Origin of the sequence: Methylobacterium sp. (assembly GCF_019750675.1) — a bacterium.
Lineage (GTDB): Bacteria > Pseudomonadota > Alphaproteobacteria > Rhizobiales > Beijerinckiaceae > Methylobacterium.
On record NZ_JAIEOF010000252.1, the window covers coordinates 1 to 21,061 of the forward strand.

Sequence of the window (21,061 nt, forward strand, 5' to 3'; positions counted from 1 at the left end):
GCGTTCTGGCTCCCCCCGCGCCCGGCCTTGCCGAGGCCCCCGAGCACGGGGGCGATGCCGCGCGTCACGGTCTCGACGACCTTGCGCAGCTTCTCGGGGAGGATCGCGGCGAGGGGCGCCTCCTCCGGTGCGGCGGCCGGCGCCGCCTTCGCCTTGGCGCCGGTGCGCTCAGGCCCCGAGGCGGTCTCGATGCGCTCGGCCACGAGGTCGATGGTGTGGGGGGCACTCGCCGCCCCGCGCCCTGGGCCGGGCGTCGGCGATCCGGCGGAATGGGCGCCGGGCTGGCCCATCCCGTTCAAGCCGCGCTGGAGAAGATCCGTGGCGTCCTGCAGGCGCCCGGCGGCCGTGAGGCGTGTCGCCTCCATCATGTCGGCGAGGCGGTCCTGCAGCCGGTTCGAAGGATCGGTCATGGGTTTCGCTTTCCAATTCGGCGCGAGGCCGAACCATGCGAGGTCGGGAACGCGGGGAGACACGCTGTCTTACGAACCCCGAAGATTTCCTTCGAAGCGACGGGGTTCGGTTTCGCTCAGGGATCGACCGGCCGCATCGGCCTCGTCTTCAGAGGAGCCGATCGGCCAGGGCGGCCTTCACGTCCGGCGTCGCCTGCAGGCTGCCCATCACCTCGATCGACGCGATGGCATCGCGGGCGAGTTCGGGGCTGACGTCGGGGGCGATGCTGGCCAGGCCCAGCACCCGGATGTCGAGGCGGATCCCGCTCGCGCGCGCCGCCTCGAGTTCGGCCTTGTCGTAGCGGCGCAACCCGAGTTCGACGCCCTTGCGGGCCACGGATTGGCGCGTGACCTCGCCGTGGCGCGCGATCTGGTTGCGCACGGCGGTGCGGATGAAGTCGCTCCGGTTGGCGTAGACGCTTTCCGAGACGAGCAGGTCGATGTGACCGAGGTCCACGAAGCCGAGATTGATCGTGACCTTCTCGGTATCGCCGACCCGGATCGCGGCCTTCGGCTTGTCGACGAGATCCAACATCACACCTTCCCAGTACCATCCACCTGGATGGTATATGGGAGGCTCATCCCGCGTTGCAATGTGAATTGTTTTGCATCGCACAATCGTCGGGCGCGACGATGGTGTGACGGGACTCGGTTCCCTCGGACTCGTTAACCCCGGGCCGCGAGGAATGTTCGCCCGGGATCACGCCGCCCCGTCCTCGCCGAGATAGCTGCGCCAGACCGCGTTGCCGCCGAGGGTGGCGATGAACGCCTCGTGGGCGGCGCGCTCGGCCTCCGTCAGGCGGTGGCGCAGCCGGCGCGGCCCCGCCGGCAGGCTCTCTCCGGCGCCGTCCAGGAGGGCGACCGGATCGTGGGTCTCGACCATGGCGAGACCGAGGCTGGTCTGCTTGCCGCCGAGTAGCTCGACATAGACCTCCGCCAGGATCTGCGCGTCGAGGAGAGCGCCGTGCTTGGTCCGCCGCGTGGTGTCGATGCCGTAGCGCGAACACAGGGCGTCGAGGTTGTTGGCCGCCCCCGTGTGCTTGCGGCGGGCGAGCTGGAGGGTGTCGACGACGTCGGCCAGATCGATGGGCGGGGGCGCGGCCGCGCCGAGGCGGGCGTATTCCATGTTGAGGAAGCCGACGTCGAAGGGCGCGTTGTGGATCACTAGGGGCGCGTCGCCGCAGAAGTCGCGGAACGCGTCGACGATGTCGGCGAAGCGCGGCTTGTCGGCCAGGAAGGCGTCGGAGATCCCGTGCACCGCGAAGGCGCCCTGAGAGACCGGTCGGGTCGGGTTGACGAACTGGTGGTAGGAGCGTCCGGTCTGGACGTGGTTGATCAGCTCGACGCAGCCGATCTCGATGAGGCGGTCGCCGTTCTTGGCGTCCGTACCGGTGGTCTCGGTGTCGAGAACGATCTCGCGCAGCATCGAAGGGTCCTGACAGGTGGCGTTCCGCCACCGGACCATGCGCCCTCCTAAGACGGCGTCAAGGCGCGCTCGTGTTCCCGCTCAGGCGCCGGATGATCGCCGCGACCTCCGCCTCGGCGTGCGCGAAGCCGAGGCTGGTGTCGAGGACGAAGTCGGCCCGCGCGCGCTTCTCGGCATCGGGCAGCTGCTTGGCGCGGATCGCCTCGAAGGTCGCCGCATCCATGCCGGGGCGGGCGAGCACCCGGGCGCGCTGCACCTCCAGGGGCGCGGTGACGACCAGCACCGCGTCGCAGCGCGCCTCGGCGCCGGTCTCGAACAGCAGCGGGATGTCGAGGAGCACCAGGGGCGCGTCGGCGTGGCGGGCGAGGAAATCGCTCGCCGCCGCCTGGGCCAGGGGGTGGACCAGGGCCTCCAGAGCGGCCAGGCGCTCCGGCGATCCGAGTACGGCCTCGCGCAGGCGCGTCCGGTCCACCGCGCCGTCCGGCGCCAAAGTGCCGGGAAAGGCCGCGCCGATGGCGGGGGCGGCCGCGCCACCGGCCGCGTAGAGGGCGTGCACGACGGCATCCGCATCGTGCACCGGCACGCCGTGGCGGGCGAACATCGCGGCGGTGGCGGACTTGCCCATGCCGATCGAGCCGGTGAGGCCGAGGATGCGGGGACGGGTCATGCGAGGTCCGCGACGATGCGGGCGCGCAACTCCGGCGTCACGCTCGGGGTGACCCGGAACCAGCGGGCGAAGCCCGGCACCGCCTGGTGCAGCAGCATGCCGAGGCCGTCCACCGCCGACAGGCCGCGCGCCCGCGCGGCGGCAAGCAGCGGCGTCTCCAGGGGCGCGTAGACGATGTCGGCGACGGCGGCGTCCCGGGACAAGTCGAAGAGATCGAGGACGAGGGGCGGATGGCCGACCATGCCCAGCGAGGTGGTGTTCACGAGGAGCCCCGTGCGCGCCAGGGCGGCGGGCAGGTCCAGCCAGCTCACCGCCTCGACCCGGGCGGGGTCGAGGGCCACCAGGGCCTCGGCCCGGTCCAGCGTGCGGTTGGCGACCCGGATCCGGGAGAGGCCACGCTCCAGCAGGCCGACCACGATGGCGCGGGCGGCGCCCCCGGCGCCGAGCACCAGGGCGGTGCCGGCGCCCCGTTCGGTCCAGTCCGACCCGAGGGTCTGGTCGAGATGGGCGATGAAGCCCGGCGCGTCGGTGTTGTCGCCGCAGAGGCGCTCGGACCCGTCGAAGAACAGGGTGTTGACCGCCCCGATTTTTTCCGCGCGCGGAGTGAGCGACTCCACCAGCCGGAAGGCGGCCTCCTTGTGCGGGATGGTGACGTTGCCGCCGGCGAACCCGTTCTCGCGCAAGGAGGCCAGGAAGGCCGGAAAGGCCTCGGGCGACACGTCGATCCGCTCGTAGCTGCCCGCGATGCCGTGTTCGTGCAGCCAGTGTCCGTGGATCAGGGGCGAGCGCGAATGCGCGATCGGATGGCCGACGACGAAGGCGCGGGTCATGGGGTGCAGTCTCCGGCCAGGATGCAGGCGGGGCCGCCGGCTTCCTCGATCTGAAGCGTGGCGTGCGCGATGCCGAAGCGGGCCTTCAGCTCGGTGGCGGCGGTGTTGAGGAAGGCGTTGCCCGGGTGGCGTTCCGCCATGACGAGGTGGGCCGTCAGGGCGATGTCGGTGGTGCTCATCGACCAGATGTGGAGGTCGTGCAGGTCGGCGACGCCGGGGCGCCCCCGCAGGTAGGCGCCCACCGCCGCCGGGTCGATGCCGGGGGGCACCGCCGAGAGGGACATCACCACGCTGTCGCGCAGCAGGCCCCAGGTCGCCCAGACGATCAGGCCGGCGATGACGAGGCTGACCACGGGGTCGATCCAGGCCGCCCCCGTCAGCACGATGATCAGGCCGGTGATCACCACGCCGGCCGAGACGGCGGCATCCGCCACCATGTGCAGGTAGGCACCCCGGATGTTGATGTCGCTGCTGCCCGAGGCGAAGAGCCAGGCGGTGGCCCCGTTGATGAGGATGCCGATGCCGGCCACCACCATCACGGTCAGGCCCGCCACCGGCTGCGGCTCGGGGGCGATCAGGCGGGCGACGGCCTCCCACGCGATGGCGCCGGTGGCCACCAGCAGGAAGACCGCGTTGAACAGGGCGGCGAGGATCGAGGAACCGCGCAGGCCGTAGGTGAAGCGGGCGGTGGGCGCGCGCTTGACCAGCACCGAGGCGATCCAGGCGACGATGAGCCCGAGCACGTCCGAGAGGTTGTGGCCGGCATCCGCCACCAGGGCCATGGACTCGCTGGCGAAACCGTAGATCGCCTCGATGATCACGAAGGCGATGTTCAGGGCGATGCCGATGGCGAACGCCCGCCCGAAGCTGGCCGGCGCATGGGAATGGCCCCCATGGGAATGCCCGCCGCCCCCGTGCGCGTGGCTGTGGTCGTGGTGATCGTGCGCGTGCTCGGCCATCAGGTCCGCCTCGGTTCAGTCCTGTCCCTGCCCCGTGCGGGGCGGGGAACGCGTCCTCCCTCGCGGGAAACGCGCTGATTGGGACCGCTCACCCGAAACTCGGCTTCACGGCGGCCAGGATCACGATCACGATCATGAGGAGCGTCGGCACCTCGTTGAGCACCCGGTAGAACTTGTGGCCCCGCGTGTTCCGGTCGGCCGCGAAGTCCTTGACCATCCGGGCGAGCCAGCCGTGGACGCCGCTCATGGCCAGCACCAGGACGAACTTCGCCTGGAGCCAGCCTGCCGCGTAGTAGCCGCTCATCCAGGCCAGGATCAGTCCGAAGATCCAGGTGGCGATCATCGCCGGGGTCATGATCGCCTTCAAGAGGCGCCGCTCCATGACCTTGAAGGTCTCGGACTGGGCCGCCGCATGCGGCCCCGGCACCAGGGCGGCGTGATAGACGAACAGGCGCGGCAGGTAGAGCATCGCCGCCATCCAGGAGATGAGCGAGACGAGATGCCCGGCCTTGAGCCAGGGGTAGAGGCTGTCCACGCCTCAGCCCCGGAGCCGGGCCAGCATGCGCTCCACATGCGCGATCGGCGTCTGCGGCGTGATGCCGTGGCCGAGGTTGAAGATGTGCGGCAGGCCGTCCGTGGCGGCCAGCACCCCGTCCACCGCCGCGTCGAGGGCCGCGCCCCCCTCGATCAGGGTCTCGGGATGGACGTTGCCCTGGGTCACCGTGGTGGCGGGCACCCGGTCGCGCAGGGCCTTGAGGTCCACCGACCAGTCGACGCCGACCGCGTCGGCGGCGGTTTCGGGCACCACGCGGGCATGGCCGTCGAGGCCGGAGCCGCGCGCGAACACGATGATCTTCGCGCCCGGCACGCGGGCCCGGACCCCGGCGATCATCCGGGCGATCGGCTGGAGGGACCAGCGCGTCAGGGCATCGCGCGCGCCGGCTTCCGGCAGAGCGCTCTCGGAAACGTCGTTGACCGCCTCCTCGGAGGGCTCGCCCGCGCCGCGCGCGTCGGGCAGGGCGCCGGCATGGGATTCGAAGATCTGCACCGCGTCGGCCCCGGCCTCGAGCTGGCGCACGAGATACTCGGTCTGCACCGTGACGAGGCGGTCGATCAGCGCCTCCACCAGGGCGGTGTCGTGACGGGCGAGCGCCCGGGCGGGGGCGAGGTCCGGCGTGCCGCGCCCGCCGATCATGTAGCTCGCCACCGTCCAGGGCGCGCCGCAGAAGCCGAGCAGCGTGGTCTCGTTCGGCAGTTGCGCCCGCAGGCGCCGCACGGTCTCGAAGACCGGGGCCAGGTGCGCGAAAATCGCGGGGTCGCCGGCCTCGCGCAGGCGCTCGAATTCGGCCCGGCCCGCCATGGCGTCGAGGCGGGGCCCCTCCCCTTCGACGAAGCGCACGTTCTGGCCGAGGGCGTCCGGGATCACGAGGATGTCGGAGAACAGGATCGAGGCCTCGAAGCCGAAGCGCCGGATCGGCTGCAGCGTCACCTCGGTGGCGAAGTCCGGATTGTAGCAGAGGTCGAGGAAGGAGCCGGCCCGGGCCCGGACCTCACGGTATTCCGGCAGGTAGCGCCCGGCCTGGCGCATCATCCAGGCGGGGGGGCGGCTCTGCGCCTCGCCTGCGAGAACCCGCAGGACCACGCGGTCGGTTTCACCGCGGTCCTCTGCAACAGCCTGGCTCATCCGATCTCCGACGTCCCGATCCCTTGGGAGCGGGTTGTAGCACCGAAGCGTCGGATGTCCTCCCCTCGAAAACCCCTTCCCTTCGGTTCGTCGCAGAGGCGCTCCGGACGTCGTCCCTACACCGGCCTTCTAAAAGGAAAGAGAGATTCTAGGACTCTGTTTTTTCTTTTAGAGGGGCTCAACGCGGGAGCGGAAAACCGTCCACAGGGCGTCCCCGCCGCCACGGCGTTAAGCAGGCTTTAACGGATTGGGTCCAATGTCCCGGATAGGCGATGTGCAACAGTGCCTTGCGTGCGCCCGACGGACGAGGTGCGCACCGCGCTCCCGGATTCTCCCAAACCCGCGCCGGAACGGCGCCGGTTCGATCGGGTGTTGACGCCGGAGTCGACAAGACGGGGCAGGGACCGGCTGGACCCCTCGACGAAGCCGGCTTATCCACCCTTATCGACTCCCCTGACCGTGCCCGGTGGACAAGACCGCACGCGGTCCTGGCCGCGAGGCCGGAGGAGACTGCCCCTCGATGAGCCGTAGCTATTTTCACCTGCACCTCGTGTCGGATTCGACCGGGGAGACCCTCATCAACGTGGGTCGCGCGGCCGCCGCCCAGTACGAGGGCATCTCGGCGATCGAGCACGTCTATCCCCTGGTGCGCTCGGGGCCGCAGCTGGAGCGGGTGATCTCCGAGATCGAGGCCGCGCCCGGCCTCGTGCTCTACACCCTGGTGGGGCACGACCTCACCGAGCGCCTGGAGGCGGCCTGCCGCGAGACCGGCTCGCCCTGCCTCTCGGTGCTGCAGCCGGTGCATGCCCTGCTGCAATCCTATCTCGGTGCGGATTCGACGGCCCGGCCCGGCGCCCAGCACATGCTCAACGCCGAGTACTTCAAGCGCATCGATGCGATGAACTTCACGCTCCTGCACGACGACGGCAACCTGCCGCCCAACGTGGACGAGGCGGACGTGATCCTCATCGGCGTCAGCCGCACCTCGAAGACCCCGACCGCGATCTACCTCGCCAATCGCGGCCTGAAGACCGCGAACTTCCCCTTGGTGCCGGGCATGCCCCTGCCCGAGAGCCTCGAGAACGCGCGAAAACCCCTCCTCGTCGGGCTGCTGGCCAGCCCCGAGCGCATCGTGCAGATCCGCCAGAACCGGCTGCTCAGCCTGAAAGCCGACGATTCCTCGCTCTATGTCGACCGCAGCGCCGTGGCCGACGAGATCGCGGCCTGCCGCCGGCTCTGCGCCAAGCACCGCTGGCCGACCATCGACGTGACGCGGCGCTCCATCGAGGAGACGGCCGCCGCGATTCTCGACCTGCACCGCGAGCACCGCCTCAAGTTCATCGCATCCTGAAACCGGGGCTCCCATGACCACGGCTCCCATGAGCGCGACCCTCTGGCGCGGGGCCCAGCCCCTGCTGCTCGCCTCCACCAGCCCGACCCGGCGCGGCCTCCTCGAAGGGGCGGGCCTCATCGTGGAGACCGAGGCGCCGGGGGTGGACGAGCGCGCCGTGGAGGCGGCCTGCGCCGGCTTGGCGCCCGACGCCCTGGCGCTGCGGCTGGCGGAGGCGAAGGCGGGTGCCGTGGCGGCGCGCCGGCCTGGCCGCGTGGTGATCGGCGCCGATCAGGTGCTCGATTGCGACGGGACGCTGTTCCACAAGCCGGCGGATCTCGCCGCGGCCCGCGACCAGATCGGGCGCCTCGCCGGGCGAAGCCACGCCCTGCATTCCGCCGTGGCCCTGGCGGTGGACGGCGCCGTGGCCGAGCGCTTCGTGGCGACGGCCCGCCTGACGATGCGGCCCCTCGATCCGCGACAGATCGCGGCCTACGTGGATCTGGCGGGCGCCGACACGGTTCGGGCCAGCGTCGGCGGCTACCAGCTCGAAGGCCTCGGCATCCACCTGTTCTCGGAGATCGCGGGCGACCATTCCACGATCCTCGGCCTTCCGCTGCTGCCGCTCCTGGCGCGGCTGCGGAACCGGGGCTTGCTCGCGTTCTAAGCAGGTTCGCGTGTGGCAAGCCAACGCGTCACCCTGCTCAGCTCTTTAGATATGTCGCAGGTTTCAGCCGCAGAACCGGCAACCACTTTTGCGAACCCTGCTCAGGATCGACTTCACCCCATGAGGCCCGGCATGACCCGATTTCCCCGCTTCCTTCTCGGCACCCTTCTGCTGACGCTGGCCTCCGCCCCGGCTTCCGCCGCGAGCTTCCCCTGCGACAAGGCCGAGACGCCCGACGAGAAGGCGATCTGCGCGCACCTCCCCCTCAACGACCTCGACGTCGAGATGGCGACGCGCTTCGAGATCCTGCGGGCCATGCTGCCCATGGGCGGCAACGCCAAGCTGCGCGAGGACCAGGAGGCTTGGCTCACGGAGCGCCGCACCTGCGGCGCCGACACTGGCTGCCTCAAGCAATCCTACGAGGGCCGGCTGAAGACCCTGCGGGCGGTGTTCTCGGAGTTCGCCAAGCAGGGGCCGCTGTAAGGGCCGGCGGACATCAACCGAGACGGCTCAGCAGCCGGTCCATCAGCGGGTTGTCGGGCGTGAAGGCGTAGTCGATCTTGCGCACGTTCACGGCCCCGGCGCCGGCCTTGACCAGGGCGTCGGCGAGATCGAACACCGCGTCGACGGGGCAGTGCAGCACCATCTCGCCGCCCCGGCCCTCCGGGGCGCCGTAGGGCAGCGCGGCATCGTGCAGGGCGGCGATGCCGGCCAGATCGATGTCGCCGTCGTCCGGCATGGCTGCGCGGACCTCGCGGGTGGTCCGCGCCCGCTCCTCGGCCTGGATGCGGCCGAGCACGGCGCGCAGGGCCCGGCGCTGGGGCTCGCCCCAGGGCGCGTTCAGGGAGGCGACGAGGTTCGCCTCCGAGCGCAGGATGATCCCGTCCTCCAGGATCTTCAGGGCGTTGGCGGCGAGCGTCGCCCCCGTGGTGGTGATGTCGACGATGATTTCGGCCGAGCCCGCCGCCGGCGCGCCCTCGGTGGCGCCCAGGCTCTCGACGATGCGATAGTCCGCGACCCCGTGCTCGGCGAAGAACCGGCGGGTGAGGTTGATGTACTTCGTGGCGATGCGCAGGCGCTGGCCGTGGCGCACCCGCATCTCGGCCGCGACCTCGTCGAGGTCGCTCATGGCGCGCACGTCGATCCAGGCCTGGGGCACGGCGACGACGACCGTGGCCTGGCCGAAGCCGAGCGGCGTCAGGAGCTCGACCTGGCCGCGCGCGTCGGGCAGCGACTCGCGGATCAGGTCCTCGCCGGTGATGCCGAGATGGGCCGCGCCGCTGGCGAGCTGCGCCGCGATCTCGGAGGCCGAGAGGTAGCGCACCTCGACGCCGGGCACGCCGACGAGTTTTCCGCGATAGTCGCGGGCGCCGGTGTTCTGGGCGAGCTTGAGGCCGGCGCGGGCGAAGAAGGCGGCGGCGTTCTCTTGCAGCCGGCCCTTGGAGGGAACCGCCAGGACGAGGGAATCCGGTTCAGCCAACGGTCGCGTCCTTCGGGTTCGAGGCATCGGCGGCCACCCGCGAGAGCCAGACGGCGCAGCCGACGGCGGGCACCGGCACGGGGCTGCCGAGGTGCTGGAGCAGCCCGTCGTAGCGGCCGCCGCCCACCAGGGGCGCCGTCGTGCCCGGCGCCGTGCCCTCGAAGATGAAGCCGGTGTAGTAGTCGAGGTTGCGGGCGAAGCCGCCGGAGAAGCGGAAGCGCTCCACGGGAAGGCCCCGGGCGGCCATGAAGCCGGTGCGCTCCTCGAACAGGTCGAGGGCCGCATCGAGGGGCGGATGGTCGAGGCCGGCCTCCTTCACCAGGGCGCGCACCGCCGCCGCCGCGCTGTCGGGGTCGCCCGCGATGGCGCGGTAGCGCTCGATGACGGCGCGGTTCTCGGAATTGAGGCCGGAGCCGCCGCTCGCCTGCGCGGCGGCCTTGGCGAGGAAGCGCTCGGCGATCTCGCCGGCGCTGCGGCCGCCGACCCGCGAGATGCCGGCGATCGACAGCACGTCCTCCACGAAGGCGCGCACGCCCTTCGGGTCCTGGCCCTGGATCGCGGCCAGCAGACCCGCATGCGGGTCCTCCGCGCGCAGGCCGTTGGTGATCGCGTCGAGGGAGCGGCCCGCCGCCAGGGCGCGCAGCGTCCGGCGCTTGGCGGTGGGGGGCACGTTGAGGGCGTCGAGCAGGGCGTCGACGAGGCCCATGTCGCCGAGGCGGATCGCGATGTCGCTGCGGCCCATCAGGGCAAGGCCTTCCAGGGCGAGGCCGATCACCTCCGCGTCGGCGGCCGGCGTGTCGGTGCGCCCGACCGACTCGATGCCGGCCTGGAGGAACTCGTCCGGCTCGTCGCCGGCCAGCCGGAAGACGGGTCCGAGATAGCTGTAGTCGGCGCCCTGCGGCGAACCGTTGGGCGTTGAGAATTTGGGCGTGCGCGCGAGGTGGTGGCGGCAGACCGGGATCGTGAATTCCGGCCTGAGGCAGAGCTCGGCGCCCGAGGCGTCCTGCGTCACGAAGATGCGCCGGCGGATGTCCTCGCCCGACAATTCGAGGAAGGGCTCCACCGGCTGCAGCACCGGCGGCGTCACGGCGCCGTAGCCGGCCTCCTGGAAATGGCTGAGCAGGCGCAGGTGATCCTGCGATTGTTCGCCGGCGGTTCCCCCGCCTGCCTCCGGTCTCGTCATCGTGTCGCCTGCCGCTTCGTCGCCGGCCCTAGTAGCAACCGCCCTCGCGCTTGGCGACTGCCCCCACTCACGGATGCCTAGACCCAGCCCTGCAACTCGCGCCGGACCACGGTCTCGATCACCCGCATGCCGAGGTCGCTGTCGTTGAGGCAGGGGATGTAGGCGAAGCGCTCGCCGCCATTGTCCTCGAAGTAGTGGCGGTTCTCGCCGTCGAGCTCCTCCAGGGTCTCGAGGCAGTCGGCGGTGAAGCCGGGCGCCACGATCGCCATGCGCTTCACCCCGCTCTTGGCGAGCGTCTGCACCGTCTCGTCGGTATAGGGCCGCAGCCATTCCTCGTTGCCGAAGCGCGACTGGAAGGTGGTGCGCATCTTCTCGGTCGAGAAGCCGAGCGCCTCGCGGATCAGGCGGCCCGTCTTCACGCACTGGCAATGGTAGGGGTCGCCCTTGAGGAGGTAGCTCTTCGGCACCCCGTGGAACGAGGTCAGGATCACCTCGGGCTCGAAGTCGAGCTTGGCCAGGCCCTCGCGGATCGAGGTCGCCATCGCGTCGATGTAGACGGGGTCGTCGTGATAGGGCGGCGAGACGCGGACCGTCGGCTGCCAGCGCATCTGCATCAGGGCCTTGAAGGCCTGGTCGCAGGCGGTGGCCGAGGTCGCGGCGGCGTACTGGGGATAGAGCGGCACCAGGAGGATGCGGTCGCAGCCCTGGTCGAGGAGCGCCTGGATGCGCACCGAAACCTCCGGCTTGCCGTAGCGCATGGCCCAGTCGACCACCACCGAATCACCCATCGCCGCCTGCAGGCGCTCGGCCTGGCCGCGGGTGATGGTCTTCAGGGGGCCCTCGTCGCGCTCGTTGTTCCAGACGGACGCGTAGTCGCGGCCCTTCGGCCCCGGGCGCTTCGTCAGGATGACGAGGTTGAGGAGCGGCCACCAGATCAGGCGCGGGACCTCGATCACCCGGCGGTCGGAGAGGAACTCCTTGAGGTAGCGGCGCATCGGCCAGTAGCTCGTGCCCTCCGGCGTGCCGAGATTCATCAGGAGCACGCCGACGCGGCCCCAGCGCACAGGCGGATGCTCGGTCGGCAGGGGCGCGCCCTGCGGCAGGGACGCCTGGGTCCGGAGCGACAGGCCATCCTGCGGGAGCGGCGGTGCGACGCGTTCGTTCATCGGGTTTCCGTATCGCTCTGGAGATGAGCGCTTGAGAGCGGCGGGTTCACAAAGGTTGTGTCGTTGGGGATATCTATCTAGAGCACGGAGCCTTCCAGCGATCACGCGATGGATGAAGGCGCGACATGCCGTCTCCCCGGTACTTCCTCAACCACTTCATGCCCTTCACCGGCTATCCCTATACGGGGGGGCCGACCGCCTGCAATCTCTGTGGCTCGGCGGATTCCGTGACGATCGCCGAGAGCGACCGCCGGCTGAAGCGCCTGACCTCCGTCGCCTGCACCCAGTGCGGCCTGATCCGCACCGATCCGATGCCGACCCCGGCCGAGCTGTCCGCCTACTACGCCGACGCCTACCGGGCTGATTACCAGCTCGCCTTCGCGGGCGGCCCGCCCCGCGTCCACCTCAAGCGCTCGGCCCGCGAGGCCGCCGGCCGCGCCGAACTCCTGGCCCCCAAGCTGAAGCCGGGCGCCCGCGTGCTCGATTTCGGCTCGGGCTCGGGCGAGTTCCTGGCCGAGGCCCGCGCGCGGGGCTGTGAGGCCATCGGTATCGAGCCGGGCCGGGACTACGCCAACTACGCCCGCACCCATCACGGGGTCGAGGTGCTGGACGATGCCGGCGACGAGCGTTTTCCGGAAGGACATTTCGACGTCGTCACGACCCGGCACGTGCTCGAACACCTGCGCGACCCCGCCGACGTGATGGAGCGCCTGTCCCGCTGGCTCAGACCCGACGGCGTGCTCTTCGCGGCCGTGCCCGACATGGCTACCACCGGCAAGCCGCCGCACGAGCGCTTCCACTTCGCCCATGTCCACGGCTTCGTGCGCGAGACCTTCGACCTCATGGCGCGCCGGGCCGGTCTCGTGCCGCACCCGGACTACCCGCGCGAGGACACCACCGTGGTCTACGCCAAGACCGACGCGCCGCCGGTCGCCCTGGCCTGCCCCGGCCTCGCCCGGCGCCTCGCCGTCGAGCTGAAGCCGACGCCGCCCGTGGTCTTCCTCGTCTCCGGCGCCTGGCTCTGGCCGATGCTTCGCCGCAACGCCAAGGCCGTACGCGACACCTTCGTGTCGCGCTGACGACTGACAAGCGGGCCGGGCCCTCGCACGCGCCGGGTCCGCCGTCGTAGCACCTTCGTCGACGGTATCTTAAATACGGGGTGCCCCGTGGCGGCATCGCGCCGCCCGCCCCGCGAGACGCCTGCCATGACGAGCCCCAACCGCCGCCAGACGCTCGGCCTCGGCCTCGGAGCGGGCCTCGCCGCCGGCCTCGGTGGCACGGCCGCGGCCGCACCGGCGCCGGCATCCGATCCGACCTTCACCCTGCTCCTCGTCAACGACCTCTACCAGATGGCCGAAGCCGACGGCCGGGGCGGCTTCGCGCGCCTCGCCGCCATCGTGAAGGCCGAGCGGGCCCGCGGCGTGCCGCTGCTCTACGTCCACGCGGGCGACACGCTCTCGCCCTCGCTGATGTCGGGGATCGACCGCGGCGCGCACATCATCGAACTCCTCAACATCGCCCCCCCGGACGTCTTCGTGCCGGGCAACCACGAGTTCGATTTCGGCCCGGCCATCTTCGCCCAGCGCATGGGCGAGGCGACCTTCCCGGTGCTGGCCGCCAACCTGCGCGACGAGGGCGGCCGCCCGCTCCCCGGCCTGCGCGACCGCATGGTGGTGCCCCTCGGGGGCCTCCGGGTCGGGCTGGTCGGGATCGCGCTGGCGAGCACGCCCGAGAAGTCGCAGGCCGGCACCTTACGCTTCGAGCCCGAGATCGAGACGCTGTCCCGTCAGGTCCAGGCCCTGCGCATGGAGGGCGTCGACCTCGTCGTCGGCATCGGCCACACCGACCGGGCCACGGACGACGCCATCGTGGCCGCGCGCCTCGTGGACATCCTGCTCTCGGGCCACGACCACGATCTCGTGCTGCGCTACGACGGCCAGACGGCCATGGCCGAATCCGGCTACGACGCCCAGTACGTCACCGCCATCGACGTCACCGCCACCGTGAGCGGCAGCGGCCGGACGCGCAGCGTCGCGTGGCGACCGAGCTTCCGCATCCACGATTCCGCTCAAGTCACCCCCGATCCCGAGACCCTGGCCGTGGTGCGGCGCCTGGAGGCCTCGCTCTCCCGCGAGCTCGCCCTGCCGGTGGGACAGATCCGCGATCCCCTCGACAGCCGGACGGCGTCGGTCCGGGTCCGGGAGGCGAGCTTCGGCAACCTCGTGGCGGATGCGATGCGGGCCTCGACCGGCGCCGAGATCGCGGTCATCAACGGTGGCGGCATCCGGGGCAACCAGCTCTACCCCGCGCAGACGACGCTGACGCGGCGCGACATCCTCAGCGAACTGCCCTTCGGCAACACCATCGTGATGGTCTCGCTGACCGGTGCACAGGTGCGCACGCTGCTCGAGGGGGCGCTCGCCGACTGGGGCCGCCCGGCCGGGCGCTTCCCGCACGTCTCCGGCCTCGTCGTGACCGTCGATCCCGCCGCGCCGGTGGGCCGGCGGATCACCGCCCTGACCGTGGATGGCGCACCGATCGAGCCGGAGCGCACCTACACGGTCGCGGCGAACGACTTCCTCTACGAGGGCGGCAACGGCTACGGCGAACTCGCCCGTGGCCGTACCCTGGTGGGCCGGAGCGACGGGAAGCTCGTGGCCAACGAAGTCATCGCCTATATCCGGGCCCACGCACCCCTTCCCGCCCCCGCCGAGGGGCGCATCCTGGTCCGCTGATGTCCGACACGCCCGTCGCCGACGCCCTCGCGCGCTTCCGCGCCTCCGGCTCGTCCTGGCTCGCCCTGCCTTTCTTCGGAGGCGGCGCCGCCGACGCGGTGGCCGCCCGGGTCGATGCCCGCATCGCGGCCGGCGCGCAGGTGCTGCCGGCGCCGGAGGCCATCTTCAACGCGCTGACCCTCACGCCCCTGGAGTGCGTGAAGATCGTCATCCTCGGCCAGGACCCCTACCCGACCCCGGGCGACGCCAACGGCCTCGCCTTCTCGTATGTGGGTGCACGGCGCCTGCCCGCCTCCCTCAAGGTGATCCTGGCCGAACTCGCCGAGCCGGGCGCCCCGTCGGCCAAGCCGACGCGGGGCGACCTGACGCCGTGGGCGCGCCAGGGCGTCCTCCTCCTCAACGCCGCCCTCACGGTGGAGGCCGGCAAGGCGGGCGCGCACCTGCGCTTCGGCTGGTCGGACCTGACCGACCAGGCCGTCGCGGCCGTCTCCGCCCGGCCCGAGCCAGCGGTCTTCCTGCTCTGGGGCGCCCAGGCGAAGGCCCGGGCCGCCCTGGTGGACGCCGAGCGCCACGGGCTCATCGAATCGGGGCATCCGTCCCCGCTCAATCGCGCGCGGGACTTTCCCGGCACGCGCCCCTTCGCGGCCGCCAACGCCTGGCGCGCGGCGCGCGGGCTGAGCCCCGTCGACTGGCGCCTCGGCTGAGGCGAGCGGCGGGATTTGACGAGGCGCGGGCGCGATCTATGTGAGGCGCCTAAGCGGAGCCTCAGAATCCGCGCGTAAGGAACGCCCCCATGCTCACCCGTCCCCTGCTGGCCGCCGGCCTCGCCGCGTGCCTCGCGCTCCCGGCCCAGATGCTTCCCGCGCAAGGCCAGATCCGAAACGCGCCCTCTCCCCGCGCGCTCGAATTCGCGGCCTACATCTTCGCCGCCGCCAATGTCTGCGGCTACCGCATCGGCACCGAGGAGTTCGACGCGCTGCTGGAGAAGCAGAACGTCCGCGCCGCCGATGTCAGCCCGCGCGGTCCCTTCGGCGCGAAGGTGCAGACCATGTTCGCCCTGATGTCGAACCAGATGCAGCTCAACCGCGAGAAGGCCTGTCTGGCGGTCGCCGGCGAGTACGGCCCCGAGGGCAACGTGAGCAAGAACGTGCTGCTGCCGGCACCCGCCGCCGACGCACCCGCAGCGCCGGCCGATGGGAAGCCGGCGCAGTAAAAAGCTTTCTAGAGAAAATTAACCATCGCCCGGGCGAAACCGGGCGATGGCCGGTGGCGCGGGGGATCGGCCGCCCTCGAGCGCGTCCCATGATCCAGGGACAGTTCGGCCCCGCATTCGCGTTTCGGCCTTGAATCGCCTATATCGGACCCATTCCAAGTCCGAAGGTTATTCAACATCATGGCGACGGCGTCGTTCGACACCGCCCGGCGCGACGCGAGCGCCGTTCCCGCAATCGAGAAGCGGCCCGAGTTCGAGCCCCAGATCGACAACGCGTCAATCGGGCGCTCGTCCCTGGTGGGGCTCACCCGCGAGCAGCTGAAAGGTCGGCTCGGCGCCATCGGCGTCTCCGAGCGCGAGCAGCGCATGCGCTCGGGCCAGATCTGGCACTGGCTCAACGTGCGCGGCGCCAAGGCCTTCGACGACATGACCAATGTCGGCAAGGGCCTGAAGGCCCAGCTGGCGCAAGCCTACACCCTCGACCGGCCCGAGGTGATCACCGAGCAGGTCTCGCGGGACGGTACCCGCAAGTGGCTGATGCGGATGGCGCCCACCGGCAAGCACGACCACAACCGGGGCGCCGAGATCGAGTGCGTCTACATTCCGGGGCGCGGGCGCGGCACGCTCTGCGTCTCGAGCCAGGTCGGCTGCACCCTCACCTGCTCGTTCTGCCATACCGGCACGCAGCGCCTCGTGCGCAACCTGACGGCGGCCGAGATCACGGCCCAGCTCGTGGTGGCCCGCGACCAGCTCAACGACTGGGCCGGCCAGAACCCGACGGCGCCGGGCGAGGACGAGACCCGGCGCAAGGTCACCAACATCGTCTTCATGGGCATGGGCGAGCCGCTCTACAATCTCGACAACGTCGTCGACGCGGTCGGCGTCATGGCCGACCAGGAGGGTCTCGGGCTCTCGCGCCGGCGCATCACCGTCTCGACCTCCGGCGTCGTGCCGCAGATGCAGCGCCTCGGCGACGAGGCCCACGCCATGCTGGCGATCTCCCTGCACGCGGTGCGCGACGATATCCGCGACACCCTCGTGCCCCTGAACCGCAAGTATCCGCTGGCCGAGCTGCTGGCCGCCTGCCGGTCCTACCCCGGCCTCAACAACGCCCGCCGCATCACCTTCGAGTACGTGATGCTCAAGGGCGTCAACGACAGCGACGCGGATGCCCGCGAACTCGTGCGCCTGCTCAAGGGGATCCCGGCCAAGATCAACCTGATCCCGTTCAACCCCTGGCCGGGCAGCGCCTACGAATGTTCCGATTGGGAGCGTATCGAGCGCTTCTCGGAAATCATCTACGAAGCCGGCTATGCGTCTCCTGTCCGCACCCCGCGCGGGCGCGACATCCTAGCCGCCTGCGGCCAGCTCAAGAGCGAGACCGAGAAGCTGCGCGCCCGCGCCCGGATGATGCTGGAGGACGGCATCGGCGCCGAAGGCGTCTACGCGGGTGCCGACGACGGCGACGAAGACTGAGACGGGCGTGCGTGCTCTCGGGTTTCTGTTCGTCGCGGGCCTCGCCCTGATCCTGGCGATCCCGTGCGGAGCCGCCGTGCTCGCCCTCGGGGCTATGCTGGACCCGGCCACCAGCGAGACGCTCTCGCGCCTCGGCCTCGTCGGCCTGTTCACGGGCCTCGAGGACCTCGCCTCCGGGATCGGTCCCGAGACCCTGCTGTTCGCCCTCGCCGCCATCGGCCGCGCCCTGTTCGTACTCCTGGTGGTGCCGCCCGCCCTGATGGCGGTGCTGGGTGCGGTCCTCGGCTGGCGCGCCGCGACCTGGTACGGCGCCGGCACCGGCCTCCTCACCGCTCTGGTGCCCTGGCTCGCGCGCGGCCTCACCCGGACCGGGCCGAGCGCGGACGCCCTGGTCCTGGAGGGGCGCATCACGGCGGTGCTGTTTCTCACCGGCGCGGCCTCCGGCCTCGTCTACTGGTTGATCGCCGGCCGGCATGCCGGTGCACCATCCGAGAACGGACGCGCCTGACATGCGGCTCACCCCCTCGCGCATCGCCCTCGCGTTGGTTCTGGCCGCCACGGGGTCGGGTCTCCCGCCGAGTTTCGCACAAGGCGTGCCCGAGCCGCCGCCGATCCAATCCGACGACGCACGCCTGCTGCCGGTGCTGGGCGCCCACGGGATGGTCTCGTCGCAGGAGGCGCAGGCCACCCGCGTCGGCGTCGACATCCTCAAGGCCGGCGGCAACGCCGTCGATGCCGCCGTGGCGGTGGGCTTTGCCCTCGCGGTGACCTTGCCGCGGGCCGGCAACCTCGGCGGTGGCGGCTTCATGATGATCCACCGCGCCGAAGGCGACGAGACGGTCGCCCTCGATTATCGCGAGACCGCCCCGGCCGCTGCCCGCTCCGACATGTTCCTCGACGGGAAGGGCGAGCCGGATCGCGCCGCCTCCACCCGCACCGGCAAGGCGGTGGGGGTGCCCGGCACAGTGCGGGGTCTCGCCGAGGCGCACCGCCTCTACGGCTCGGGCCGGTTCACCCTGGCCGACCTCATCGCCCCGGCGGAAAAGCTCGCCCGCGCGGGTATCCCGGTGGAATCGGGGCTGGCCGATTCCCTGCCCCGCGCCGCCGGCCTGCTGGGCCGCTGGCCCTCATCGCGAAAAATCTTTTTCTCGGGCGACAAACCCCTCCAGCGCGGCGACCGGCTGGTCCAGGCGGACCTCGCCGACACCCTGGCCCACATCGCCAGGGACGGGCCGGACGCGTTCCACACCGGCGCGGTCGCGGAGCGCATCGCGGCTGCCGTCCGCGAGGCCGGCGGCGTGATGACGGCGGCTGATCTGGCCGCCTATCGTCCGGTGGTCCGCGAGCCCGTGCGGGGCACCTACCGGGGCTATGCCATCGCCTCGATGCCGCCGCCGAGTTCGGGTGGCATCCACCTCATCGAGATCCTGAACGTGCTGGAGGGCTTCGACCTCGCCCGCATGGGCGCAGGCAGCGCGGACGCGCTCCACACCTTAACCGAGGCGATGAAGCCGGCCTATGCCGACCGGGCGACCTGGCTCGGCGATCCCGCCCGCACGCAGGTGCCGGTGGAGGGCCTGATCGCCAAGCCCTACGCGGCGCGCCTGCGGGCCGGCATCGACCCCGTCCGCGCCCGGCCCGCCGCCGAGGTGAAGGCGGGCGACCCCCTCCCCTTCGAATCCGACCAGACCACGCATTTCTCGGTGGTCGACGGCGCCGGCAACGCGGTCTCGAACACCACGACCCTGAACTTCTCGTACGGGCTCGGCCTCGTGGCCGAGGGCACGGGCGTGCTCCTCAACAACGAGATGGACGATTTCTCGGCCAAGCCCGGCGCCCTCAACGCCTACGGTCTCGTCGGCAGCGTCGCCAACGCGGTTTCGCCCGGCGCCCGGCCGCTTTCCTCGATGACCCCCGCCTTCGTGTTCCGCGACGGCCGGCTCGTCCTGGTGACGGGGAGCCCGGGAGGCAGCCGCATCATCTCGACGGTGCTGCAGGTCATCGTCAACGTGCTCGACTTCCGCATGAATCTCGCTGAAGCGGTCGCCGCCCCGCGCATCCACCACCAGTGGCAGCCCGACGTGCTGATGGCCGAGGAGGGCCTTTCCCCCGACACCCTGGCGCTGCTGCGGGCCCGCGGCCACCGCATCAAGGTCGGGACGACCTCCGGCTCGGCCAACTCGATCGAGGCCGCCGACGGCCTGCTGGCCGGCGCCGCCGACCCACGCCAGCGCGGAACCCTCGCCGACGGCTACTGAGGCCCAGGCATTCCCGCGTCCGGATGGCCTGCGGCGGCGGCGCACGCTACAGGAGATTTGGGCCGCGCTCCGTTCCGGGCTGTCTCATCCGGGTTCCCGATGCTTCTCGTTCGTTCACTCGCGTTCAACCTCGCCTTCTACGTCGCCACCACGCTCATCGCGATCGGCGGACTGCCGACCTTCGTCTCCCGCCGCGCGGTGATCCGGCTGGCGCAGTTCTGGGCGCGCGTGACCCTCTGGCTGCTGCGGATCGTGGGCGGCATCACGGTGGAGTTCCGGGGCGTCGAGAACATTCCGCCGGGGCCGCTGCTGGTGGCGGCCAAGCACCAGTCGGCCCTGGAGACCCTGGCCCTCGTCACCTGCTTTCCGGATTTCGCCTACATCCTGAAGCGCGAACTGCTCTGGATCCCGCTGATCGGCTGGTATCTCTCGCGCTCCGGCATGGTCGCCATCGACCGGAGCAAGGGCGCGCGGGCCATGAGCGCCATGAACGAGGCGGCCGCCGACGCCATCCGTGACCAGCGCCAGCTCATCATCTTCCCCGAGGGCACGCGCCGTCCCCCCGGTGCGCCCCCCGCCTACAAGCTCGGCCTCACCCACCTCTACGCCGCCCTCGGGGTGCCCTGCCTGCCGGTGGCCCTCGATACCGGCCTGTACTGGCCGCGCCGCAGACTCGTGCGCCGGCCCGGAACCACGGTGATCGAGTTCCTGCCCCCGATCCCGCCCGGCCTCGACCGGGCCCGCTTCCTCGAGGCCGTGCAGGAGCGCATCGAGACCGCTTCGGACAGGCTCCTGGCCGCCAGCCGGGCCGCGCTCGCCGCGCGCGGCCACGCGGTCCCGGAAGTCTCGACGGACGCCCGCGAGACCGACTCCCGCGTCGCCTGACCGCGCCCCGCGGACGGCCCGCCCGGGCGCTCCGGCGCTTGTGGATAACTCGCCCGAACCCCATCTGAAAGGACACTGGGCGTCATCCTTGACGCCAACGAAACGTTAAGACTAATGTGGAACAAATGGCGAACAAGAGAGCCCTGTCCTGGTCGGCCGCACTCCGCGACCTGAAGGACGATCGAGCACGGAGACAGGAAGTGCGGGAAGAACGCCTGAGGACGACGGCCGGCCTTCGCGGCACGCCCGCCCTGGTGCTGAGCGCTTGGCGCGGACGCTCGGGCCGGCGCTACGTGGTCGGCATCCACGAACTCGCCGAGCCGGAACTCGACGACATGGGCGAGGCCGTGGTGCTGGCGGTGCGCCGCGACGCCTCCGGCACCGGCGAACTGGTCTCGGTGGCCTCCGCCGGGCAGAGCCCGCGCGAGCGCCTTCACCGCAACTGGGTCGCCCGGGCACGCCACAAGGGCGCCACCGAGATGCACGTGCACCGCCTCGCCGAGGACGAGGCCGAGCGCGAGGCGATCGTCGCCGATCTCGGCGCCGAGCAGAAGGCCGACGCCGCGCACTGAGCGCGGCGTCGATGCGCGTCGCGTCCGCGCGCGGCACGAGGATTCCGATCAGCGGACCTTCGATGTCCGCCATGCTTTCGC

Annotated in this window: 22 protein-coding genes and 1 pseudogene; 12 read left to right on the forward strand and 11 right to left on the reverse strand. The window is 71.3% G+C overall.

All coding sequences use genetic code 11. The features are described from left to right. The 8 genes and pseudogenes from K2X24_RS12945 to K2X24_RS12980 all read right to left on the reverse strand — a co-directional run. A pseudogene (locus K2X24_RS12945) lies at positions 1–410 on the reverse strand (hypothetical protein); the annotation flags it as partial. A gap of 148 nt (positions 411–558) precedes the next feature. Next, positions 559–984, reverse strand: a complete 426-nt coding sequence (locus K2X24_RS12950) for a CopG family transcriptional regulator (protein WP_292498701.1) — start codon at positions 982–984, stop codon at positions 559–561. Between the two features lie 165 nt (positions 985–1,149). Next, entirely contained in the window at positions 1,150–1,875 is a 726-nt protein-coding gene (dnaQ, locus tag K2X24_RS12955; protein ID WP_292498704.1) for a DNA polymerase III subunit epsilon, read from the reverse strand. Positions 1,876–1,933: 58 nt separating this feature from the next. Further along, complete coding sequence (gene coaE / locus K2X24_RS12960) at positions 1,934–2,542, reverse strand: dephospho-CoA kinase (RefSeq protein ID WP_292498707.1); 609 nt, start codon at positions 2,540–2,542, stop codon at positions 1,934–1,936. After that, positions 2,539–3,372, reverse strand: a complete 834-nt coding sequence (locus K2X24_RS12965) for a shikimate dehydrogenase (protein ID WP_292498710.1) — start codon at positions 3,370–3,372, stop codon at positions 2,539–2,541. The genes coaE and K2X24_RS12965 overlap by 4 nt, the downstream gene beginning before the upstream one ends. Then, complete coding sequence (locus tag K2X24_RS12970; protein WP_292498712.1) at positions 3,369–4,331, reverse strand: cation diffusion facilitator family transporter; 963 nt, start codon at positions 4,329–4,331, stop codon at positions 3,369–3,371. Before K2X24_RS12970 ends, K2X24_RS12965 begins: the two co-directional genes overlap by 4 nt. A gap of 88 nt (positions 4,332–4,419) precedes the next feature. Then, on the reverse strand, positions 4,420–4,809 hold the full coding sequence (locus K2X24_RS12975; protein ID WP_238281414.1) for a CopD family protein: 390 nt from the start codon (positions 4,807–4,809) through the stop codon (positions 4,420–4,422). A gap of 60 nt (positions 4,810–4,869) precedes the next feature. Then, a complete protein-coding gene (locus K2X24_RS12980) occupies positions 4,870–6,015 on the reverse strand; it encodes a uroporphyrinogen decarboxylase (RefSeq protein ID WP_292498715.1) in 1,146 nt (381 codons plus the stop codon). Positions 6,016–6,535: 520 nt separating this feature from the next. Between K2X24_RS12980 and K2X24_RS12985 the strand changes: the two genes are divergently transcribed. The 3 genes from K2X24_RS12985 to K2X24_RS12995 all read left to right on the forward strand — a co-directional run bounded on the left by K2X24_RS12985 (position 6,536) and on the right by K2X24_RS12995 (position 8,495). Further along, positions 6,536–7,366 carry a pyruvate, water dikinase regulatory protein gene (locus tag K2X24_RS12985; protein WP_292498718.1) on the forward strand — a complete coding sequence of 277 codons (831 nt, stop codon included), beginning with the start codon at positions 6,536–6,538 and terminating at the stop codon, positions 7,364–7,366. A 28-nt stretch (positions 7,367–7,394) separates the two neighbouring features. Next, positions 7,395–8,012 carry a Maf family protein gene (locus tag K2X24_RS12990; RefSeq protein ID WP_292498777.1) on the forward strand — a complete coding sequence of 206 codons (618 nt, stop codon included), beginning with the start codon at positions 7,395–7,397 and terminating at the stop codon, positions 8,010–8,012. Positions 8,013–8,144: 132 nt separating this feature from the next. Continuing rightward, positions 8,145–8,495, forward strand: coding sequence for a lysozyme inhibitor LprI family protein (locus K2X24_RS12995; protein WP_292498719.1), 351 nt, complete (start codon positions 8,145–8,147; stop codon positions 8,493–8,495). Positions 8,496–8,508: 13 nt separating this feature from the next. Here the strand turns inward: K2X24_RS12995 and hisG are convergent, their stop codons facing one another. The 3 genes from hisG to hemH all read right to left on the reverse strand — a co-directional run bounded on the left by hisG (position 8,509) and on the right by hemH (position 11,841). Then, complete coding sequence (gene hisG, locus K2X24_RS13000; protein WP_238281330.1) at positions 8,509–9,492, reverse strand: ATP phosphoribosyltransferase; 984 nt, start codon at positions 9,490–9,492, stop codon at positions 8,509–8,511. Further along, complete coding sequence (locus tag K2X24_RS13005) at positions 9,485–10,675, reverse strand: ATP phosphoribosyltransferase regulatory subunit (RefSeq protein ID WP_292498722.1); 1,191 nt, start codon at positions 10,673–10,675, stop codon at positions 9,485–9,487. Before K2X24_RS13005 ends, hisG begins: the two co-directional genes overlap by 8 nt. Positions 10,676–10,752: 77 nt before the next feature. Then, positions 10,753–11,841, reverse strand: a complete 1,089-nt coding sequence (gene hemH, locus K2X24_RS13010; protein ID WP_292498725.1) for a ferrochelatase — start codon at positions 11,839–11,841, stop codon at positions 10,753–10,755. Positions 11,842–11,966: 125 nt separating this feature from the next. Here hemH and K2X24_RS13015 point away from each other — a divergent pair, with 125 nt between their 5' ends. From K2X24_RS13015 to K2X24_RS13055, 9 genes are all read left to right on the forward strand, one after another. Further along, positions 11,967–12,920: a class I SAM-dependent methyltransferase gene (locus K2X24_RS13015; protein WP_292498728.1), complete on the forward strand. Its 954-nt coding sequence runs from the start codon at positions 11,967–11,969 to the stop codon at positions 12,918–12,920. 126 nt (positions 12,921–13,046) lie between these two features. Next, positions 13,047–14,576, forward strand: a complete 1,530-nt coding sequence (locus K2X24_RS13020) for a bifunctional UDP-sugar hydrolase/5'-nucleotidase (RefSeq protein WP_292498730.1) — start codon at positions 13,047–13,049, stop codon at positions 14,574–14,576. Further along, positions 14,576–15,280 (forward strand): uracil-DNA glycosylase, encoded by a 705-nt coding sequence (locus K2X24_RS13025; protein WP_292498733.1) that lies wholly within the window; start codon positions 14,576–14,578, stop codon positions 15,278–15,280. Before K2X24_RS13020 ends, K2X24_RS13025 begins: the two co-directional genes overlap by 1 nt. A gap of 89 nt (positions 15,281–15,369) precedes the next feature. Further along, positions 15,370–15,789 (forward strand): hypothetical protein, encoded by a 420-nt coding sequence (locus K2X24_RS13030; protein WP_292498736.1) that lies wholly within the window; start codon positions 15,370–15,372, stop codon positions 15,787–15,789. Positions 15,790–15,969: 180 nt separating this feature from the next. Continuing rightward, entirely contained in the window at positions 15,970–17,265 is a 1,296-nt protein-coding gene (rlmN, locus tag K2X24_RS13035) for a 23S rRNA (adenine(2503)-C(2))-methyltransferase RlmN (protein WP_292498739.1), read from the forward strand. 7 nt (positions 17,266–17,272) lie between these two features. Continuing rightward, positions 17,273–17,773: a hypothetical protein gene (locus tag K2X24_RS13040; RefSeq protein WP_292498743.1), complete on the forward strand. Its 501-nt coding sequence runs from the start codon at positions 17,273–17,275 to the stop codon at positions 17,771–17,773. Position 17,774: 1 nt separating this feature from the next. Continuing rightward, positions 17,775–19,523, forward strand: a complete 1,749-nt coding sequence (gene ggt, locus K2X24_RS13045) for a gamma-glutamyltransferase (protein WP_292498746.1) — start codon at positions 17,775–17,777, stop codon at positions 19,521–19,523. 99 nt (positions 19,524–19,622) lie between these two features. Further along, positions 19,623–20,408, forward strand: a complete 786-nt coding sequence (locus K2X24_RS13050) for a 1-acyl-sn-glycerol-3-phosphate acyltransferase (protein WP_292498749.1) — start codon at positions 19,623–19,625, stop codon at positions 20,406–20,408. A 125-nt stretch (positions 20,409–20,533) separates the two neighbouring features. Continuing rightward, on the forward strand, positions 20,534–20,980 hold the full coding sequence (locus K2X24_RS13055; RefSeq protein WP_292498752.1) for a hypothetical protein: 447 nt from the start codon (positions 20,534–20,536) through the stop codon (positions 20,978–20,980). Positions 20,981–21,061: the final 81 nt, after the last annotated feature.

Coding starts and splice junctions, on each gene's coding strand:
- K2X24_RS12950 (WP_292498701.1), bottom strand. CDS start 984: ATGTTGGATCTCGTCGACAAGCCGAAGGCCGCGATCCGGGTCGGCGAT.
- dnaQ (WP_292498704.1), bottom strand. CDS start 1,875: ATGCTGCGCGAGATCGTTCTCGACACCGAGACCACCGGTACGGACGCC.
- coaE (WP_292498707.1), bottom strand. CDS start 2,542: ATGACCCGTCCCCGCATCCTCGGCCTCACCGGCTCGATCGGCATGGGC.
- K2X24_RS12965 (WP_292498710.1), bottom strand. CDS start 3,372: ATGACCCGCGCCTTCGTCGTCGGCCATCCGATCGCGCATTCGCGCTCG.
- K2X24_RS12970 (WP_292498712.1), bottom strand. CDS start 4,331: ATGGCCGAGCACGCGCACGATCACCACGACCACAGCCACGCGCACGGG.
- K2X24_RS12975 (WP_238281414.1), bottom strand. CDS start 4,809: ATGGCGGCGATGCTCTACCTGCCGCGCCTGTTCGTCTATCACGCCGCC.
- K2X24_RS12980 (WP_292498715.1), bottom strand. CDS start 6,015: ATGAGCCAGGCTGTTGCAGAGGACCGCGGTGAAACCGACCGCGTGGTC.
- K2X24_RS12985 (WP_292498718.1), top strand. CDS start 6,536: ATGAGCCGTAGCTATTTTCACCTGCACCTCGTGTCGGATTCGACCGGG.
- K2X24_RS12990 (WP_292498777.1), top strand. CDS start 7,395: ATGAGCGCGACCCTCTGGCGCGGGGCCCAGCCCCTGCTGCTCGCCTCC.
- K2X24_RS12995 (WP_292498719.1), top strand. CDS start 8,145: ATGACCCGATTTCCCCGCTTCCTTCTCGGCACCCTTCTGCTGACGCTG.
- K2X24_RS13005 (WP_292498722.1), bottom strand. CDS start 10,675: ATGACGAGACCGGAGGCAGGCGGGGGAACCGCCGGCGAACAATCGCAG.
- hemH (WP_292498725.1), bottom strand. CDS start 11,841: ATGAACGAACGCGTCGCACCGCCGCTCCCGCAGGATGGCCTGTCGCTC.
- K2X24_RS13015 (WP_292498728.1), top strand. CDS start 11,967: ATGCCGTCTCCCCGGTACTTCCTCAACCACTTCATGCCCTTCACCGGC.
- K2X24_RS13020 (WP_292498730.1), top strand. CDS start 13,047: ATGACGAGCCCCAACCGCCGCCAGACGCTCGGCCTCGGCCTCGGAGCG.
- K2X24_RS13025 (WP_292498733.1), top strand. CDS start 14,576: ATGTCCGACACGCCCGTCGCCGACGCCCTCGCGCGCTTCCGCGCCTCC.
- K2X24_RS13030 (WP_292498736.1), top strand. CDS start 15,370: ATGCTCACCCGTCCCCTGCTGGCCGCCGGCCTCGCCGCGTGCCTCGCG.
- rlmN (WP_292498739.1), top strand. CDS start 15,970: ATGGCGACGGCGTCGTTCGACACCGCCCGGCGCGACGCGAGCGCCGTT.
- ggt (WP_292498746.1), top strand. CDS start 17,775: ATGCGGCTCACCCCCTCGCGCATCGCCCTCGCGTTGGTTCTGGCCGCC.
- K2X24_RS13050 (WP_292498749.1), top strand. CDS start 19,623: ATGCTTCTCGTTCGTTCACTCGCGTTCAACCTCGCCTTCTACGTCGCC.
- K2X24_RS13055 (WP_292498752.1), top strand. CDS start 20,534: ATGGCGAACAAGAGAGCCCTGTCCTGGTCGGCCGCACTCCGCGACCTG.